Origin of the sequence: Flammeovirga kamogawensis, assembly GCF_018736065.1 — a bacterium.
GTDB lineage: Bacteria > Bacteroidota > Bacteroidia > Cytophagales > Flammeovirgaceae > Flammeovirga > Flammeovirga kamogawensis.
In genome coordinates this window covers 3,585,183-3,602,584 of sequence record NZ_CP076128.1, presented here as the reverse complement: position 1 = coordinate 3,602,584, position 17,402 = coordinate 3,585,183, and the positions used below count along the sequence as shown (strand labels likewise).

The window sequence follows — 17,402 nt, the reverse complement described above, 5'->3', positions numbered from 1 at the left end:
TATTCGACTACTTAACATCAAATACTCTACCTTTTCTTAGGAAACCAGTTGCTTCATTTGGTAAAGTTACTTCATACCAAATGTCAGTTTCTCCAGATATCATTACTCTTTCACCTGGTACGAGCTTAGAAATATTTTTACTACCTGCAGAAGGACCATCCATTAAAAGTGCTCCAGAAGGCATTACAATACCTTGTTCTCTGATAACACCACCATTAAATGCCCAAAGCCCTAGTAAGCTAATTACAGCTACTCCAAAAGTAAGTGTAGTGATAGAATGTTGCTCTTTACGGCGGAGGTACATTAACACCAAACAAATCCCTAAAATGACAATGATCGCAACACCTACTTCAACTTTCATTTTATTAAAAAGTGAAGTGAAATATTCTTTGTCGGAATATTGATAACCTAAAAGATTGTGATCACTTGCTATTTTTGACATCTTATTAGACGTTTGTCTATCGGCTGTAAGTCTATATTGTAAATTCAATAAGTACAAAGCCAAAGAATAATTTCCTTGCCCTTCTTGAATATAAGACATACGAAGTAACATTCTTGATGAAAAAACTTGATCATCTTCTAAAAGATTATCGTAAATTTTATACGCATCAATGTACTGTTTGGCGTCAAAAAGCTGATCTGCCTCTTCAATTTTGTTTTTTATTGAAGAATTTGCTAACGATAACTGACTGTATGTCAGTAAGTAAAAACTTATTAAGAATAAAAGAAATCTCATTATTTGCTTGACATTGAAAATCATTCTACATTTGCACTCGCAAAAAAGGAAAGCTAAACGAGTTTTTCAAATTTAAGGGAGGATTTTGAATTTTACGTTTTTTAGTTCTTTCTTTTTGAAATTTTATGATTCCGTAGCTCAGTTGGTAGAGCATCTCCCTTTTAAGGAGAGGGTCCTGGGTTCGAGCCCCAGCGGGATCACTATTGAAAACATATCAATTACTCACGTGGCGAAATTGGTAGACGCGCTACCTTGAGGGGGTAGTGGGAGCGATCCCGTGTTGGTTCGAGTCCAATCGTGAGTACTGTGTTGTATTTCAAAAAAAAATATTATCTTTATTAAGATAATGATTCCGTAGCTCAGTTGGTAGAGCATCTCCCTTTTAAGGAGAGGGTCCTGGGTTCGAGCCCCAGCGGGATCACTTCTAAAATAATTCGTAGAAATACGAGATTCCGTAGCTCAGTTGGTAGAGCATCTCCCTTTTAAGGAGAGGGTCCTGGGTTCGAGCCCCAGCGGGATCACTTCTAAAATAAATTCGTAGAAATACGAGATTCCGTAGCTCAGTTGGTAGAGCATCTCCCTTTTAAGGAGAGGGTCCTGGGTTCGAGCCCCAGCGGGATCACTTCTAAAATAAATTCGTAGAAATACGAGATTCCGTAGCTCAGTTGGTAGAGCATCTCCCTTTTAAGGAGAGGGTCCTGGGTTCGAGCCCCAGCGGGATCACTTCTAAAATAAATTCGTAGAAATACGAGATTCCGTAGCTCAGTTGGTAGAGCATCTCCCTTTTAAGGAGAGGGTCCTGGGTTCGAGCCCCAGCGGGATCACTTCTAAAATAAATTCGTAGAAATACGAGATTCCGTAGCTCAGTTGGTAGAGCATCTCCCTTTTAAGGAGAGGGTCCTGGGTTCGAGCCCCAGCGGGATCACTTCTAAAATAAATTCGTAGAAATACGAGATTCCGTAGCTCAGTTGGTAGAGCATCTCCCTTTTAAGGAGAGGGTCCTGGGTTCGAGCCCCAGCGGGATCACAAAGCCAATGCAATTTTTGTATTGGCTTTTTTTATTTGATTCTCACTGTTTTTTTTCTCATATTAATAGAGCATCAAAAAACATATGCTTATGTAAAATAATTACAATTTAAATACCATGAAATCACATGAAAATCACATTTCTCTGATTAGGTACGCACTCTCTTTTACTTTAATTATTGTAGGTACAATTATTTTATCACCAGTAAATTCTTTTGGTAGAAATGAAAACACACCTATTGAAAGGTTTTTAAAAGCTGGAGAGAAAGTACAATCTTTGAGTTTTGAAATAATGCCGAACCCGGTTATTAGTCGTGATAATTCAATTGATGTTAGTATGAAGGTTGAAGGAATTGATCAATCATTTCCTGTTCAAGTTTTAGTGTATAACACAATTGGGAATTTGGTTTACAGAATGGATTTATCTGTGGATGCTCCAACAGTACAATTCCAATTTAAACCAAAAGCTACAATTACTGAAGGGCTTTATTTTGTATCTATCCTAAATGGCACAAATAGGGTAACAAGAAGAATGGTTGTTAACTCCACTGAATGATGGAGTAACAACCATTTTTTATTTTGAACCTCTAAGTTTATCCAGTAAATCACTAAGCTGAGATGCTTCTTCCTCTGTTAATTCTTTGAATGTTTCTATTATAGTTTCTTGATGTGGATCTAATTCTCTTAGCTTCTCCAATCCTATATCCGTTATAATCACGTCTACTTTACGCCTGTTGCTTCCGCACGTTTCTCTTTGAACAAATCCCTTCTCAATTAGCCGATCGATCAATCTCGTTAAATCTGGGCTTTTATCAATCATTACTTCCTTTATACTTCCTGGGTTCATGCATTTAGGATATGCTCCTCTCAATATACGAAGAACATTATATTGTTGATGGGTAATGCCATGCTGTTTAAACCAAGTTTTGGTTTTCCCTAACATCCAATTATTTGTAAACATCAAATTTATATAAGCCTTCTGAAAAGAGGTTTTAAACTCTTTCTGGTTGATATCCGTCTCTATTGACATAGTTTCTTTATAATTTGTTTAAACAAAATATGTAATTCTTGCAAGAAGCTATATTTTTTGTATTTATCCAAACTTTAGAATTCAATGTATTATCAAAATTAAAAATACGACACAAAAAAAGGCTATCTTAATAGATAACCTTTCTTTTGAAATTTATAAAATTTAGGCATCTCCTTTCGGAGCTTCCTCTTTGTTCTCTTGAGTAGGTTCTGAAGTATCTGGTTTTTCAACTTCTTCACTGTCTACCACATCACCATCTGTGAATTCTTGATAAACTGTACGCTTATCAAAAGGTCTTTCTCCTATCAATTTCACTAGGTCTAATTGGTAAAGTACCTCTTTCTCTAATAACTGCTGTGCTAATGCCTCTAACGCATCACCATGCTCTCTTAACAAGGCTAAAGTACGTTGGTAGGCTGTATCAATCAATTTCTTTACCTCTTGATCAATTTTTTCAGCAGTAGCTTCAGAATAAGGTCTAGAGCTATATTCACTTCTGTTTGGATCGTAGAAAGATAAATGTCCAATTTCATTGTTCATACCATAGATAGAAACAATACTGTAAGCCATTTTAGTTGTACGCTCCAAATCACTTAAAGCACCTGTAGAAATTCTTCCAAAGATGATTTCTTCAGCTGCACGACCACCAAGTGTCATACAGATCTCATCCATCATTTCTTCAGTAGTATTTAAATATTGCTCTTTAGGTAAATATTGAGCATATCCTAATGCAGCAACACCACGAGGAACAATACTTACTTTCACTAGTGGGTTTGCATGTTCCAAGAACCAACCTGTTACAGCGTGACCTGCTTCGTGATAAGCAACAATCTTCTTCTCTTCTGGAGAAATAATTTTATTTTTCTTTTCAAGGCCACCAATCACACGATCGATTGCTTGCATAAAATCATCCATATCAACAGCAGGTTTATTGTTACGAGCTGCGATTAAAGCTGCTTCGTTACATACGTTTGCTAATTCAGCACCTGCAAAACCTGGCGTTTGTGTAGCTAATTCTTTAGGGTTAACACTTTTGTCAACTTTAATAGGACCTAAATGCACCTTAAATATTTGCTCACGACCATTAATATCTGGCTTATCAATAGAGATTTGACGGTCAAAACGACCTGCTCTCATTAACGCACTATCTAATACATCTGGGCGGTTAGTTGCAGCTAGGATAATTACTCCTGAATCTGTACCAAAACCATCCATTTCTACTAATAGAGAGTTTAATGTGTTTTCACGCTCATCGTTAGATCCTGGCATAGAACCTTTACCTCTTGAGCGACCAATTGCATCAATCTCATCAATAAAGATAATACAAGGCGCTTTTTCTTTTGCTTGTTTAAATAGATCACGCACACGTGCTGCACCTACACCTACAAACATTTCTACAAAGTCAGAACCAGACATACTGAAGAAAGGAACACCTGCTTCGCCTGCTACTGCTTTTGCTAGTAAAGTTTTACCTGTACCAGGAGGGCCTACTAGTAAAACACCTTTTGGAATTTTACCACCTAGGTCTGTATATTTCTTTGAGTTCTTTAAGAAATCAACAATTTCTTCAACTTCTTCTTTTGCCTCATCTAATCCTGCTACATCTTTAAATGTAACTTTCATATGGTCAGCATCAAACATTTGAGCTTTTGACTTACCAATGTTAAAGATTTGGCCACCAGCTCCGCCGCCTGCCATTCTTCTCATTAAGAACCAGAAACCAAATAATAACACTAATAAGAATCCAGAACTCATAAACCAAGTACCGAAACTCTCTCTAGTATCTACTTCATAAGGTACTTTTTGTGCATCAGGCAAGTTTGCTTGAGCTTCATCAAGTACTTTTAAAAAGTGATCTGCTGATGCAATTTGAAAACGATAATTAGGTTCTTGCTTTACAACAGAAAATGGGCTTCTTTCTTCTTTTATATCTTTATACTTACTCTTTTTAAGAGCATCTTGATTTAAAACAACTTCAACCCATCTATTATTAACTATAGTTATTTCATCAACATCACCATCTTTAAGCATTGTCTTAAAGTCGTGTAAAGTTGTTGTTTCTGTAGTACTGCTCTTACTAAAATATGCCAATCCAACAACCACCAATATTAATGCTATTAACATTCCTACTTGGTAATTATTTTTTTTAGGCAAAGGATTTTTAGGAATTTTCCTTTTGTTCTGATCCATCCTAGAGTATTTGATCTATTGTGTAATAATTTCTTTTATTGATTTGGTAATTTGAATACTTTCGCATCACCCCATAATTCTTCAAGAGCATAAAATTCTCTCTTCTTTGGTAGAAAAACATGTGCTACTACATTAATATAATCTAGTAATGCCCATCCTTGCGTTCCAACACCTTCTGTTGCCCAAGGTTTTTCACCAACCGTATCTTTTACTTCTTTCTCAATACTATCCTTAATAGAATCTAACTGCGTATCTGAAGAGGCGGTACAAATTACAAAGAAATCTGTTACGCCGTTCTTAACTTTTCGTAAATCTAAGATTTCTATGTTTTGAGCCTTAATTTCTTGCATTCCTTTTGCAACAATGTGTGCTAACTCTTCTGCGCCTACTGATTTATCTTTCATATTTTATATTAAAGGTCTAACCCTTTATCTAAAGCTTATTTTTTAATTTAGTCAGGTAAATAAAATGATTTGTTATTATTTACCTCGAATCTTGTATAATTGCACTGCAAAATCAGTACTCAATTGAATTTGCGCAAAATAAATATAGTTTTATAAACAAAAGTAATAAATAGTTGAATAATATCTCTGCCAATACGTCTTTTATCGGAAAAAGTGTCATATATATGCCTTCTTGTCACTCAACTAACGATGCTTTAAATAAATATGCATCAAAAAAGTTAGCAGAAGGAACCGTATTAGTAACAACTGAACAAACAAAAGGTAGAGGTCAGAGAGGAAATACATGGGAGTGTGAACAAAATGCTAATATCACTTTATCTGTATTTCTACGTCCTTCTTTTTTAGAAGCACGTCATCAATTTCATCTAAATGTTGCTATCTCTTTAGCTGTTTACGATACTATTTCTTCTATTGTTCCAAGAGGTACAAAAATAAAATGGCCTAATGATATTCTTATAAATCAGAAAAAGGTTTGTGGTATTTTAATTGAAAACTTCATTATTGGAAAAAATATTGACCATACTATTGTTGGCATTGGATTAAATATTAATCAAAAAGCTTTTAAAGGTAACTTCCCTGCTACCTCTTTGTTTATGGAATTAAATAAAAAATTTCAGATTCGTATAGTCACAGAATCTCTCTTAGAACATATTGAAGACAGGTATTTACAATTAAAAAATAAAGGTTACGCTGCGTTACGTAAAGAATATTATACACACTTATTTTGGTACCAAGAAATTGGATCTTTTGAAGAGTATAAAAAAGATGGAACTTCTATACAATTTCAAGGTCAAATTTTAGGAGTTGATGAAAATGGTTGTCTTTCAATTGCTAAGGATGACAAAAAAATTAAAAATTATGCTTTTAAAGAAGTAAAACACCTCTATTAAAATTCGTTTGCTGCTACTTTAAATGGATCTTCTAAAGTGAGGTAGTATTTTTTACTTTCTCCTTTATTATTTTCAATATGTAATGATAATTTTTTCCCATGTCTACCTCTAAATAGCATTCTTATCTCATCTGCCGACATTGTAGATGTAATGAATCCATTTATTTTTACTAATCGATCTCCCTCTATTATCCCAGCACGCCCAGCAGGAGACTCCCCCCTTACTTTTGATACTTGAAATAGCGGTAACCCAGGGTATGGCTTTGTAAACTCTAACCCAATATAATTGTATAAAAAATCTTCTTTATAATTAGCATTTTTCTTTAAAAGAATCTCTTTATTGTGGTAATCTAAGATTACATAAAAACGTCTTAAAACTTCACCACCTAAACTACCATGCCTTGTGGTATCAGTTACGCCAATACTCATAGAGGTTTTTTCTGGATATTTTACAATTGGCCCCTCTAAAGAGAATGAACCTATGTTTAAATAATCTAATCGGTTTACCTTTCCATACAGATCACCTCCAATACCAACCCCCATGTGGTCTCTTATTGCTTTAATTGATGCCTTTAATGGATGATGGTCAGATTCTAATATAGATAAAGCATGGCTTGCACCTGTATCAATTAATAAAGATACACTATGTTCTTTATTAGTTTCTTTTGATGCTATTTTTGTTAGCAAGAAAGATCTATTCCTTTTAACATCAATAGTAAAAGATTCAAATTTTCTTTTAAATCGATCACGCTTTTTAAGACTGTAATATTCTTTTTCGTATAATGTCAATACCTTTCGTCTGTAATCAATCCCAACAATAAAATTGTTAAAGATAGAGGCCCCTATTAATCCATGAATCTTCATTCCCATATTGGTTGATAAATTCAAAATATCTTTACTAGGGTAGATAACATCTTGATTTAGACCTTCTATTCCTTTTAAATCAACTTTATTGCCCCAAGAATGAAATGCACTCACATCACCTTTCTCACCAAAACCATTAATTTTTATTCTACGAATTTTACGAGTTGATAAATTTAATTGTTTGGCTGTTTCTTGATCTGATAGAATAATGTAGGATACCCCAGAATCAAAAATAAAATGTAAAGTATCAGAATTATTTACACGAACAGGTATAACCATTAAGTTGTTAACCAATTGGAAAGGTATCTGAACAGAACGTGTTGAAGAATCTTTAAATGCAAGATTTTTTAGGTGAACGGTTGCTTTTTGTGCTTTACAAATGTTAGTAAGTGATAAGAAAAATAGTAGCATGTTCACCAACATCATTTTTATAAAACGGTTGGTATTCATAGTAATTAGTAATTTGACTTATCTATAAAGTAGTGAAATTTAATGATTTAAACAAAAAAAGAGAAGCCATATTGACTTCTCTTATATTTTTAAAGCTTGCTAGTAACAGTTGGGTAAAGGTAATTTTTTGATACACTTTCAGTACATAAAGTCATTCGACTTTCTCCGCTGTGGAAAAACATGAGTAAAGAATCATTAGTCTAACGCAAATGTATAGATATATACGATTTCGATCAATAACCATAATTAGGTATTTTTTCACTTTTATCGTCCTTAATCATTTATATTTTTATAAGATTAATGGGATTTATTCTAATAGATATTTATAAAAAACTGATTTGTAACAATGAATGCTTATTTTTGACCCGGTTTTAAATCAAAAGCATAAATTTTAATGGAAACTCCTTTTATTGTAGGCATTACAGGTGGTAGTGGTTCTGGAAAAACTACGTTTATCGAAAACCTTACTGAACTTATTGGTGAAGAGAATATTTGTACTGTATCTCAAGACAATTATTATATCGAAAAAGATAAGCAACCGGAAGATGCTAAAGGGATCAAAAATTTTGATACTCCCTATTCTATAGATTTAGAAAAATTCTATCAAGATCTTCGCAAATTAAAAAATGGAGAAGATGTACACATTCAAGAGTACACATTTAATAATGCTGCTGCAAAACCTAAGATGCTTACTTTTACTCCTAAAAAAGTAATTATACTTGAAGGTATTTTTGTTTTTCATGACCCAAGAGTATTGGATATAATTGATTTAAAACTTTTTATTGAAGCAAAAGCACATCTAAAACTTAGCCGTAGAATTAGACGAGATAACGTTGAAAGAGGTTACGATATTAATGATGTTCTTTACCGTTACGAAAACCACGTAATGCCTGCTTATGAAAACTATATCAAACCTCATAAAGAGAATGTTGATATTATAGTTAGAAATGACAGAAATTTTGATATTGCTTTAGATGTTGTCAAAACATTCTTGCATCAGAAAATATAACCTCCTACTTTTCCATTCTGAAATCAGATAATTACTAGAAGTAAATAAAAATGGCTGAGGGGAAATTTGCAATTATTGGTTTAGGTCAGTTTGGTACATCAGTTGCTAAAAATTTATCTAAACTAGGAGCCGAAGTAATGGCAATCGACAGAGAAATCGAACGTGTTGACGTTGTTAAAGACGATGTTGCTTATGCTGTTGCTTTGGACTCTACAGATATTAAAGCATTAAGTTCACAATCCATTCATGAAATGGATGCTGTATTGCTTGCTATTGGAGAAAATGTTGAAGGGCTTTTACTAACAACTGTATTATTACTAGAGCTTAAAGTAAAGAGAATTATTGCGAGAGCAGTAAGTGAACAACAAAAAATTATACTTCAGAAATTAGGAGTAACTGAAATTATTCTCCCAGAAGATGAAGTGGGTAAGATGACAGCAGAAATGCTTCTAAATCCAGAAATACAATCGTTCATATCATTACCAGATGATTATGATATTGTAGAAGTTTTAGCTCCATTACGTACTTTTGGAAAATTTATTGACGACCTAAATCTTGAAGACTCTTTTGATATTGAATTAATTGCGCTCAGACGTACTTATGAAGAATATAACAAACTAGGTTTTAAAGAAGAAGTAGATCATTTAATTCGAAATCCAAAAGATACAAATACTACAATCCAAAGAGGTGATAAATTTATTCTAATGGCTAAAAAAGAAGCTATTAATAAATTTCTTGAAATAAATAGTTAAATAGTTATTTGACGGAAATCACTCTACAATTAATTATCCTTATCTAATATTATTATTAGATTTGTAAATATTACAAAACTGACGGTTATTTTTTAACTGAATCAATCATATGACAAAAATATTAATTACTGGTGGTGCAGGTTTTGTACCTAGTTCATTAGCAGATAAATTATTAGAAAATCCTAAATATCAAGTTGTTTGTGTAGATAATTTTCTAACTGGTGCTCAGTGGAAAGTACCGAAACATCCCAACTGTAAATTTATTAAGTGTGACGTAAATAAATACGATGAGATTGCAGCGATCATGACATCTCATAATTTTGATTACGTATTCCATTATGCTGCCGTTGTTGGTGTTAAAAGAACATTAGATAACCCAGTTTTAGTTTTAGAAGATATTCAAGGTATTGAAAACGTATTACGCCTTAGTAAAAATACGGGTGTAAAAAGAGTATTCTACTCTTCTTCTTCTGAAGTTTATGGTGAGCCAGTTCATTTACCACAACATGAACATACTACACCATTAAACTCAAGGTTACCTTATGCAATCGTTAAAAATTTAGGTGAAGCATATTGTAGATCTTTTAAGCAAGAGTTTAATTTAGATTATACTATTCTACGCTTCTTCAATACATACGGACCAAAACAAAGTACTGACTTTGTAATGTCTAAATTTATTGATGCTGCATTAAGAGATGAGCCAATTACTATTTATGGAGATGGTTCTCAAACAAGAACATTCTTTTATATAGAAGACAACGTTGAAGCTACTCTTTCTATGTTAGAAGAAAACCTTGTTGTAAATGATGTTATAAACGTAGGTAATGATAGAATTTCTACAATTAAGGAGTTAGCTGAGTTAATTATCAAAACCACTAATTCTAAATCAGAAATTATCTATTTACCACCTTTAAAAGAAGGTGATATGTCGAGAAGACAACCTGATGTAGAAAAACTAAAAGAAATTCTTGATCGTGACTTCACTTTACTTGAAGATGGATTATCAAAAGTAATTGAAGTTAGAAAAGCAATGATGAATAATACACTTAAAACTGTTTAGTCTAATTATTCATCATAATATTTGATATAAAAAAACACCTCTTAGATCAATTTCTAAGAGGTGTTTTTTGTATAAGCCAATTGTTATTTATTTCTTCTTACTTGAAGTTAAACCTTCAAAAGCAAAACCTATTTTCTCAAATATTAATAACATTACAGGAACAATTACTAACGTTAAGAACGTAGCGAATGTTAATCCGTAAATCACAGTCCATGCCATTGGACCCCATGTATCAGCATTTGGACCTCCAAAATAAATATCTGGATTAAAATGAGCAAACATGCCAAAGAAATCGATATTCATACCTGTGGCTAATGGAATCAGACCTAAAACTGTTGTGATCGCTGTTAACAATACAGGACGTAAACGTGTAAAACCAGCCTCTTGAATACATTCCACTAGATCTTTAATCGGTAACCTTTCATCTTCGTCCATTCCAAGATGTTTCTTACGACCTGCCACTAACTGGTCTGCACAATCTATTAATACAATAGCGTTGTTTACTACAATACCAGCTAAAGAGATAATACCTATACCTGTCATAATAATTACGAAAGGATCATTGAATATAATTAATCCTAGTAATACCCCTATCAAACTAAATACTACAGAAGCAATAATGATAAATGGTTTTACAAAAGAGTTAAACTGAGATACTAAAATTAAGAAGATAGCACATAATGCAATTAGCATTGCTTTTTCTAAGAAAGCCATTGATTCTGCTTGGTCTTCTTGTTCTCCTCCAAACTTATATCTGTATTGTGGAGGCATTTCATAAGCACCTAATAAATTCTTCACATTCTCTACTACAACTTGATTATTATAGCCTTTTGTAACGTTTGAACTTAATGTAACCACTCTATCTAAATCTTTTCTTTTGATTTCTCCAACTGTAGTACTGTAATCTAACTTTGCTACTGAAGAAACAGGTACTTGATGGAATTTACCTTTATTGTCTCTAAATGTAATACGTTGGTCATTTAATGTTGATAAGTCATAACGGTATTCATCTTTTAATCGAAGTTGAATTGGATAATCATCCTCACCATCTTTAAATTTAGAAACCTCTTGACCATAAATTGCTGTACGCATATTTTGAGCTAAAAGCCCGGTAGAAACACCAAATCTTCTTGCTTTATTACGATCAATATTAACCAACAATTCTGGTTTACTAACAGAAATATCGATAGATAATTTATCAATACCAGGAATACCAGATTGTTCAATTATTGCCTTTAATTTCCCTGCCTCTTCAATTAAAACTAAATAATCTTCACCTGTAAGTTCAATACTAATTGGCTTACCTGTTGGAGGACCATTTTGCTCTTTATCTGTAACGATTTCAACACCAGGAATATCTTTTGCAATCTTTGCACAAAGTGACATCACTTCTACAGAACTCACTCCATTACGTTTCTCAAAAGGAACAAAACCAACAGCAATCCTTGCTCGGTTTGGTGTTACTGTATTTGCTGCACCATCTTGAGGGTCATTTGTATTTTCCCCTACATTAGAAACAATAGATTCAATAATTTCACTATAAGGTGCTAAGTCTTTATACAACCTACCTTCAAGCTCTAATGCTATCTTATTTGTTTCTTCTACATCTGTACCTTGAGGTGCCTCTATATACATATAGACATAACGAGGGTCTGAATCTGGGAAAAATTCGATAGGAACTTGACCACTACCTAAACGAGCTCCAAACCATGCAATAGCAACAAATAGGAATAAAGTATTACCAATTACTAAAACATAAGGTGTTTTGCCTTTTAAAGCCCACTTTAATGTTGATAGATAAATTGATTCTAAACGTACTAAAATCACATTTTGGAAGAAATGAGCCATTCTTTTTAAGAGTATACCGTCTAATAGTGCGATAAATGCTCCTAACATTAGAACATTCCCTAAAGAATACGTTTCCCCAAATATATAACCCGGAATAGCTAAAACTAATAAGATTAAGCCTATTGTTACCTTTGTTTTATTGATCGTTTTATAAGCTTCCTCAGAATCTACTTTCATGTATTTGAAAGCGATTACGGGGTTGATTACTAAACCAACAAATAATGAAGACGCTAAAACTGAGATCAACGTAATAGGTAAGTATTTCATAAACTCACCCATAATTCCACCCCAAAATGCAAGAGGTACAAAGGCTGCTAATGTTGTTGCTGTAGAAGAAATAATTGCTAGAGCAACTTCACCTGTACCTTGTTTAGCTGCTTGTTTTGTGGTCATTCCTGATTCCCGGAGTCGATATATATTCTCAATTACCACAATAGCATTATCTACTAACATACCAAGTGCTAGAATTAAAGCAAAAAGTACTACCATGTTGATAGTTACTCCCAACGAACTTAAAATCAAGAATGATAAGAACATTGATAATGGAATTGCCATACCAACAAATAATGCATTTCTTAATCCCATAAAGAAAAGAAGAACCACTACAACTAGAATCATACCCGAAATAATACTGTTCTCTAGATTGGCCAGAGATGTTTTCATTTCGTTAGATTGAGACTCAGTAATTACAATATCTAAGTTGCTTGGTAAATAACTTTCTTTTGCTGCGTCCAGAGCATCCATAATCTTATCCGTAGCTTCAATAAGGTTTTCACCACCTCTTTTTACTACTTTAAGTGATACTACCGGATAGGCTCCTCTTTCTGAAAAATTAGAAGAAGCTAAACGAGCATAACTTTTACGTTCTACATAACTATCTTTTACTTCAGCTAAATCTTTAAGATAAATTGTATTCTGATCTTCAGATTTTACAATTACGTTTCTAATTTCTTCTACATTTTTAAACTCACCATCAACACGTAATGCTCTACGGAAACCATTTCCCATTTTCACATCACCGCCAGACATTGTTATGTTTTCATTAGAAATAGAATTTGAGATATCAGAGAATGCCAATTGCATAGCATCCATTTTATACAAATCTGCATTAATTTGAATCTCACGTTCTACAGAGCCAGTAATATCTACACGAGATACTTCTCTAAACTCTTCTAATTCATCTTGAAGGTCTTCTGCATAATCTTTCAATTTCTGAATTTCGAAATCACCTGAAAGGTTAATCACCATAATAGGTATCTCAGAGAAGTCCATTTCTTGAACATCAGGATCTTGATCTAAATCTGTAGGTAATTCACTTTTTGATTTATCTACTGCATCCTTTGTATCTTGTAATGCTTTAGAAATTTCTACATCCTCATTAAATTCCACTGTAATAACAGAGAAATCTTGTGCAGAAGTAGAGATAATTTCTTTTACACCTTTCATAGATTTCAACTCCTTTTCAATAGGTCGTGTAATTAACGATTCTATATCTACAGGAGAGTTACCTGGGTGCATTGTACGTATGTAGACCATTGGAATACGAATTTCAGGAAATTGTTCCTTCGGCATTCCAACGTATGAAAACATACCAAATACAGCAATAATTATTGTAAGAATAAATATTGAAGTACTATTACTTATTGAGAAACTACTCAAACCAAATTCTTTGGTTTGAGTATCCTCATTGTTTGAATTTTTGTTAGGTTCCATGCTTCGTTTGCTTCAAATTAGATCTGATAATCCACGATTCTCACTTGCTCGCCATTAATAACTTCAGAATAACCTTTATCAATTACTCTAGCATTGGCTTCTATTCCTTCTGTAATAAGTGTTTTACCTTGGTAAGATTTACCTGTTATTACAGGAACCTTTGTTACCACATTTTGTTTTCCACCTTTTGCAGTTAAAACATAAGTAAATGTTTCACCTTTTGTATTCTTCTGAACAAGATTACTTGGGATAGCAACTGCATTTTTCTCAGAAAAGTCGTTGATACGAACTATAGCCATTGTATTTGGTTTAATATTTAAACCTCTTTCAGCTATTCTCATTCTAATTTTAAATGTTCTGTTCATTTGGTTAATCGTCTGACCAACTACATCAACATGCATATTTCTTTCAATATCAAGCATTGGGAATCTCACAAGTACCTTATCACCTTTCTTTACTACTCGGCTATAAGCTTCAGAAACTTCAGCTACAACTTCTATTCTTGATAAATCAACAATTCTAGCATAAGGCTGTCCAGCTGGTGCCATCTCTCCTTCTTTCATAAAAATCTCATCAATTTTACCAGAAATTGGAGCAATCACATATCCTTTACCTTCTTGTTCTTTTAAACTAGCTAGTTTAGCTTCTAAAGATTCCTTATTGTTCTTTGCTTGTAAATATTGCACTTCAGAACCAATACCTTGCTTCCATAGTTTATCTTGCTTTTCATACAATACATTTGCAAGCTCTAGATTTGTATTAATTTCATCTATTTGCTTTTGAACAAGCTCTACATCTAATTTTGCTAAATATTGACCTCTTTTTACATAAGCACCTTCAGCAACATATCTTTTTAATAATCTACCTGTAGTTTCTGGAGCTACAACAACGTTTCTGTTAGATGTTACATCACCAGGGACATCTACAAAGTGATTAAAAGTGATAGGAGTTGCATCAAAAACTGTAACAGGTTTTAATTGAACAACTTCTTCTTTACCAGCACTCATTTCACTGATTTCTTTTTCCAACTCAGTAATTTTCTGTTTATAGTCAATTACTTTAGCTTGTTTTTGCTCAAGTGTCTCTTTCTCTTCACTGCAAGAGTTTAAGATTGTTATTACAGAGAGTAGGGCTAAAAATTTATATTTAAATAGCATTTTATTCAGTTTTTCAGATTGATATTATTTCTCATTATTCTTTTTAAGGATCTCTTCATCTTTTTCAAGATCTTCACCTTCTACGTAATCAAGCAAACGACCATTCGCTTTTTCGTAAGATAACTTAGCAATAAGCACTTCATATAAAGAAGAGAAATACTCATTTGCAGCTGTGGCAAAATCTTGAGATGATGTTGTAACTTCTACAGAAGAACCAACACCTTCCTTAAACTTAATCTGAGAGTTTGTATATACTTTATCAGACACTTCCATGTTCTTCTCCTGAAGATTAAGTGTTGCCTTATTTGTTTCGTAAACTATTCTAGATTGTTCTTGTTCAATAGAAATCTGGCGTTCCAAATCAATACGAGAGTTCTGAAGTTGTTGTCCTTTCAATTTCTTTTGTTGAATACGTTTATGTCTATTTAAACCATCAAATAAAGAAACAGATAAAGAGACACCAATGTTTGCAAAATCTCCTGTGTTATCATATAATGTTCCAAAACTAGTACTACCAGCATTCACACCATAGGCTCCAAAAGCATAAAGCTTTGGCCAATATTCAGCTTTAGTTGCTCTAATATCAAAGTTATTCAACTTAATATTCGTCATTAAAATAGAGTATTCAATTCTATTTTTTGCTTCAGCTAAATCAGTTGGTGTTACTATAAACTCTCTAAAATCTTCAAGTTTTTCTGATAACGTAATAGGTGTATTGATATCCATACCCATTTGGAACTTTAAAAGCTTTTCAGCAATTATATTCATTTGTTCCATTTGTGTTTGTTGGATTGTGATACTATTAAACGTCACTTCAATTCTGTTTAACTCAATCTCTTCCACCATACCGGCTTCATACATTGCGTTAGTTTCGTTATAAAGTGATTCTAAAATATCTTTATTTCTATTTACTAGTTCAAGATATTCTCTTTGTACAAGCACATAATAATATGCTTTTGTTACTGCCTCTGCAACGTCTATTTTAGATCTGATTAATTCTTTTGATGCAAGTTCATTGTAAACTTTTGCTGCTTTAACTCCAATAAAGAAAGTACCATCAAATAATAATTGATTGGCTTTAATTTGAGCATTTGAATTAAACTGAGTACCAAATTCAACACCAACTGTTTGATCAGGATCACCATTCGGATCAAAAGCATTTCCTGGAAGATATGCTTTTTGTATTTTAAGGTTATCAATAAGCTGTCCCTCTAAATCAATTTGAGGTAAACCCATTGAAATTATTTCACCAACTTTTGCTTGTGAAATACCTTGTTCTAAAACTGCATTTTTAATTGTTCCTGTATTTTGAAATGCATAACTAATACATTCTTGAATACTATATGCACTTTCTTGTGCATGAGCAGATAGATGACTAATAGTTAGTAACGTCATCATTGTAATCCACCTTAAGTTGATTCTCATAAGATTGTTGATTGATTATCTTGTTTATTAAATTCAGTTAGGTATTGGTCCAATAATTTGACACCATTTGGAGTTGCAATACCTCTTATAAAATGTTTGAAGAACTCTAATTGCATTTTAGCCAATGGAAATCTATCATGAGGAAAGAAATTATGGTCAAATGCCGTCTCTACTTGCCACATACGCATGATAACTAAAAGCTCTACGTCAATATCTCCATAAAAGAGTTGTTCACTGCACCCTTGTTGTATAATACTAATTAGAGTATCGTGAAAACATCCTTTCTTATGGCATTCATATTTTGACCATATTTCAGGGTAAAACTTTTTCATGTCCATAAAAGTCATTGGATTAACTATCCTAACACGTTCATAGAAATAATAAAAAGTCTTTGCCAATTTAAAAACTGCATCCTCGTCTAGCTCATTCACCTCTTCCATATAGTTGATATCCTCTTCCATATGGTAAGATAAAGTAGCTTCTACAAGCTCTTTTTTATTACTAAAAACTGTATATAATGTCTTTTTAGATACGCCTATTGCTTGCGAAATATCAGACATTGTTACGCGTTTTAAACCGTTTACCTGAAACTGTTGGCGTGCTTCTTCAATTATGCGAATACGTAATTGATCTATTTCCAAGGTTATAAAATAATAAGTTAGATGTAGATGTATAAAAAGTTATAAGTGAAATAAATGAGATAGATTTATTTACAAGGGCAAACGTACGGAAACCCGTAGTAATAAAAAAGTTTCCTAAGTTTTATTTTTAATAATTTTAATTAATAAC

Annotated in this window: 14 protein-coding genes and 9 tRNA genes; 14 read left to right on the top strand and 9 right to left on the bottom strand. The window is 32.9% G+C overall.

The features are described from left to right. Positions 1-7 precede the first annotated feature (7 nt). Positions 8-736: an SH3 domain-containing protein gene (locus KM029_RS14485; protein WP_144073936.1), complete on the bottom strand. Its 729-nt coding sequence runs from the start codon at positions 734-736 to the stop codon at positions 8-10. 127 nt (positions 737-863) lie between these two features. On the opposite strand from KM029_RS14485, the gene KM029_RS14480 reads away from it, so the two are divergent. From KM029_RS14480 to KM029_RS14435, 10 genes are all read left to right on the top strand, one after another. Continuing rightward, a tRNA-Lys gene (locus tag KM029_RS14480) sits at positions 864-936 on the top strand. A gap of 20 nt (positions 937-956) precedes the next feature. Further along, positions 957-1,040: transfer RNA gene (locus tag KM029_RS14475), tRNA-Leu, on the top strand. Positions 1,041-1,084: 44 nt separating this feature from the next. Further along, a tRNA-Lys gene (locus KM029_RS14470) sits at positions 1,085-1,157 on the top strand. A gap of 27 nt (positions 1,158-1,184) precedes the next feature. Continuing rightward, positions 1,185-1,257: transfer RNA gene (locus KM029_RS14465), tRNA-Lys, on the top strand. A gap of 28 nt (positions 1,258-1,285) precedes the next feature. Further along, positions 1,286-1,358, top strand: a tRNA-Lys gene (locus KM029_RS14460). A 28-nt stretch (positions 1,359-1,386) separates the two neighbouring features. After that, positions 1,387-1,459 (top strand) — tRNA-Lys (locus KM029_RS14455). Positions 1,460-1,487: 28 nt separating this feature from the next. After that, a tRNA-Lys gene (locus KM029_RS14450) sits at positions 1,488-1,560 on the top strand. Between the two features lie 28 nt (positions 1,561-1,588). Next, positions 1,589-1,661 (top strand) — tRNA-Lys (locus KM029_RS14445). A 28-nt stretch (positions 1,662-1,689) separates the two neighbouring features. Beyond that, positions 1,690-1,762: transfer RNA gene (locus KM029_RS14440), tRNA-Lys, on the top strand. Between the two features lie 118 nt (positions 1,763-1,880). Beyond that, entirely contained in the window at positions 1,881-2,318 is a 438-nt protein-coding gene (locus KM029_RS14435; protein WP_144073935.1) for a T9SS type A sorting domain-containing protein, read from the top strand. An 18-nt stretch (positions 2,319-2,336) separates the two neighbouring features. Here KM029_RS14435 and KM029_RS14430 read toward each other — a convergent pair whose 3' ends face one another. From KM029_RS14430 to rsfS, 3 genes are all read right to left on the bottom strand, one after another. After that, positions 2,337-2,792 (bottom strand): MarR family winged helix-turn-helix transcriptional regulator, encoded by a 456-nt coding sequence (locus tag KM029_RS14430; RefSeq protein WP_144073934.1) that lies wholly within the window; start codon positions 2,790-2,792, stop codon positions 2,337-2,339. Positions 2,793-2,954: 162 nt separating this feature from the next. After that, a complete protein-coding gene (ftsH, locus tag KM029_RS14425) occupies positions 2,955-4,982 on the bottom strand; it encodes an ATP-dependent zinc metalloprotease FtsH (RefSeq protein ID WP_144073933.1) in 2,028 nt (675 codons plus the stop codon). 35 nt (positions 4,983-5,017) lie between these two features. Then, positions 5,018-5,386: a ribosome silencing factor gene (gene rsfS / locus KM029_RS14420; protein ID WP_144073932.1), complete on the bottom strand. Its 369-nt coding sequence runs from the start codon at positions 5,384-5,386 to the stop codon at positions 5,018-5,020. A 173-nt stretch (positions 5,387-5,559) separates the two neighbouring features. On the opposite strand from rsfS, the gene KM029_RS14415 reads away from it, so the two are divergent. Beyond that, the gene (locus KM029_RS14415; protein ID WP_144073931.1) at positions 5,560-6,336 is read left to right on the top strand and encodes a biotin--[acetyl-CoA-carboxylase] ligase; all 777 of its coding nucleotides are present in this window, start codon (positions 5,560-5,562) and stop codon (positions 6,334-6,336) included. Here KM029_RS14415 and KM029_RS14410 read toward each other — a convergent pair. After that, positions 6,333-7,649 carry an aspartyl protease family protein gene (locus KM029_RS14410; RefSeq protein WP_144073930.1) on the bottom strand — a complete coding sequence of 439 codons (1,317 nt, stop codon included), beginning with the start codon at positions 7,647-7,649 and terminating at the stop codon, positions 6,333-6,335. The genes KM029_RS14415 and KM029_RS14410 overlap by 4 nt on opposite strands. Positions 7,650-8,043: 394 nt before the next feature. Between KM029_RS14410 and udk the strand changes: the two genes are divergently transcribed. From udk to KM029_RS14395, 3 genes are all read left to right on the top strand, one after another. After that, positions 8,044-8,658, top strand: coding sequence for a uridine kinase (udk, locus tag KM029_RS14405; protein WP_144073929.1), 615 nt, complete (start codon positions 8,044-8,046; stop codon positions 8,656-8,658). 50 nt (positions 8,659-8,708) lie between these two features. Next, positions 8,709-9,410, top strand: coding sequence for a potassium channel family protein (locus KM029_RS14400; RefSeq protein WP_144073928.1), 702 nt, complete (start codon positions 8,709-8,711; stop codon positions 9,408-9,410). A gap of 109 nt (positions 9,411-9,519) precedes the next feature. After that, the gene (locus KM029_RS14395; protein ID WP_144073927.1) at positions 9,520-10,470 is read left to right on the top strand and encodes an NAD-dependent epimerase/dehydratase family protein; all 951 of its coding nucleotides are present in this window, start codon (positions 9,520-9,522) and stop codon (positions 10,468-10,470) included. A gap of 87 nt (positions 10,471-10,557) precedes the next feature. Here KM029_RS14395 and KM029_RS14390 read toward each other — a convergent pair whose 3' ends face one another. The 4 genes from KM029_RS14390 to KM029_RS14375 are packed head-to-tail and all read right to left on the bottom strand — an operon-like array spanning position 10,558 to position 17,254. Then, positions 10,558-14,031, bottom strand: a complete 3,474-nt coding sequence (locus tag KM029_RS14390; protein ID WP_144073926.1) for an efflux RND transporter permease subunit — start codon at positions 14,029-14,031, stop codon at positions 10,558-10,560. Positions 14,032-14,048: 17 nt separating this feature from the next. After that, the gene (locus KM029_RS14385; RefSeq protein WP_144073925.1) at positions 14,049-15,188 is read right to left on the bottom strand and encodes an efflux RND transporter periplasmic adaptor subunit; all 1,140 of its coding nucleotides are present in this window, start codon (positions 15,186-15,188) and stop codon (positions 14,049-14,051) included. 24 nt (positions 15,189-15,212) lie between these two features. Then, positions 15,213-16,613, bottom strand: coding sequence for a TolC family protein (locus KM029_RS14380; RefSeq protein ID WP_144073924.1), 1,401 nt, complete (start codon positions 16,611-16,613; stop codon positions 15,213-15,215). Next, positions 16,610-17,254, bottom strand: a complete 645-nt coding sequence (locus tag KM029_RS14375; RefSeq protein WP_158631066.1) for a TetR/AcrR family transcriptional regulator — start codon at positions 17,252-17,254, stop codon at positions 16,610-16,612. The genes KM029_RS14380 and KM029_RS14375 overlap by 4 nt, the downstream gene beginning before the upstream one ends. Positions 17,255-17,402 lie beyond the last annotated feature (148 nt).

What these genes read in the sequence shown, in the direction of transcription:
- KM029_RS14485 (WP_144073936.1), bottom strand. Translation starts at nt 736, where the DNA reads ATGAGATTTCTTTTATTCTTAATAAGTTTTTACTTACTGACATACAGT.
- KM029_RS14435 (WP_144073935.1), top strand. Translation starts at nt 1,881, where the DNA reads ATGAAATCACATGAAAATCACATTTCTCTGATTAGGTACGCACTCTCT.
- KM029_RS14430 (WP_144073934.1), bottom strand. Translation starts at nt 2,792, where the DNA reads ATGTCAATAGAGACGGATATCAACCAGAAAGAGTTTAAAACCTCTTTT.
- ftsH (WP_144073933.1), bottom strand. Translation starts at nt 4,982, where the DNA reads ATGGATCAGAACAAAAGGAAAATTCCTAAAAATCCTTTGCCTAAAAAA.
- rsfS (WP_144073932.1), bottom strand. Translation starts at nt 5,386, where the DNA reads ATGAAAGATAAATCAGTAGGCGCAGAAGAGTTAGCACACATTGTTGCA.
- KM029_RS14410 (WP_144073930.1), bottom strand. Translation starts at nt 7,649, where the DNA reads ATGAATACCAACCGTTTTATAAAAATGATGTTGGTGAACATGCTACTA.
- udk (WP_144073929.1), top strand. Translation starts at nt 8,044, where the DNA reads ATGGAAACTCCTTTTATTGTAGGCATTACAGGTGGTAGTGGTTCTGGA.
- KM029_RS14400 (WP_144073928.1), top strand. Translation starts at nt 8,709, where the DNA reads ATGGCTGAGGGGAAATTTGCAATTATTGGTTTAGGTCAGTTTGGTACA.
- KM029_RS14395 (WP_144073927.1), top strand. Translation starts at nt 9,520, where the DNA reads ATGACAAAAATATTAATTACTGGTGGTGCAGGTTTTGTACCTAGTTCA.
- KM029_RS14390 (WP_144073926.1), bottom strand. Translation starts at nt 14,031, where the DNA reads ATGGAACCTAACAAAAATTCAAACAATGAGGATACTCAAACCAAAGAA.
- KM029_RS14385 (WP_144073925.1), bottom strand. Translation starts at nt 15,188, where the DNA reads ATGCTATTTAAATATAAATTTTTAGCCCTACTCTCTGTAATAACAATC.
- KM029_RS14380 (WP_144073924.1), bottom strand. Translation starts at nt 16,613, where the DNA reads ATGAGAATCAACTTAAGGTGGATTACAATGATGACGTTACTAACTATT.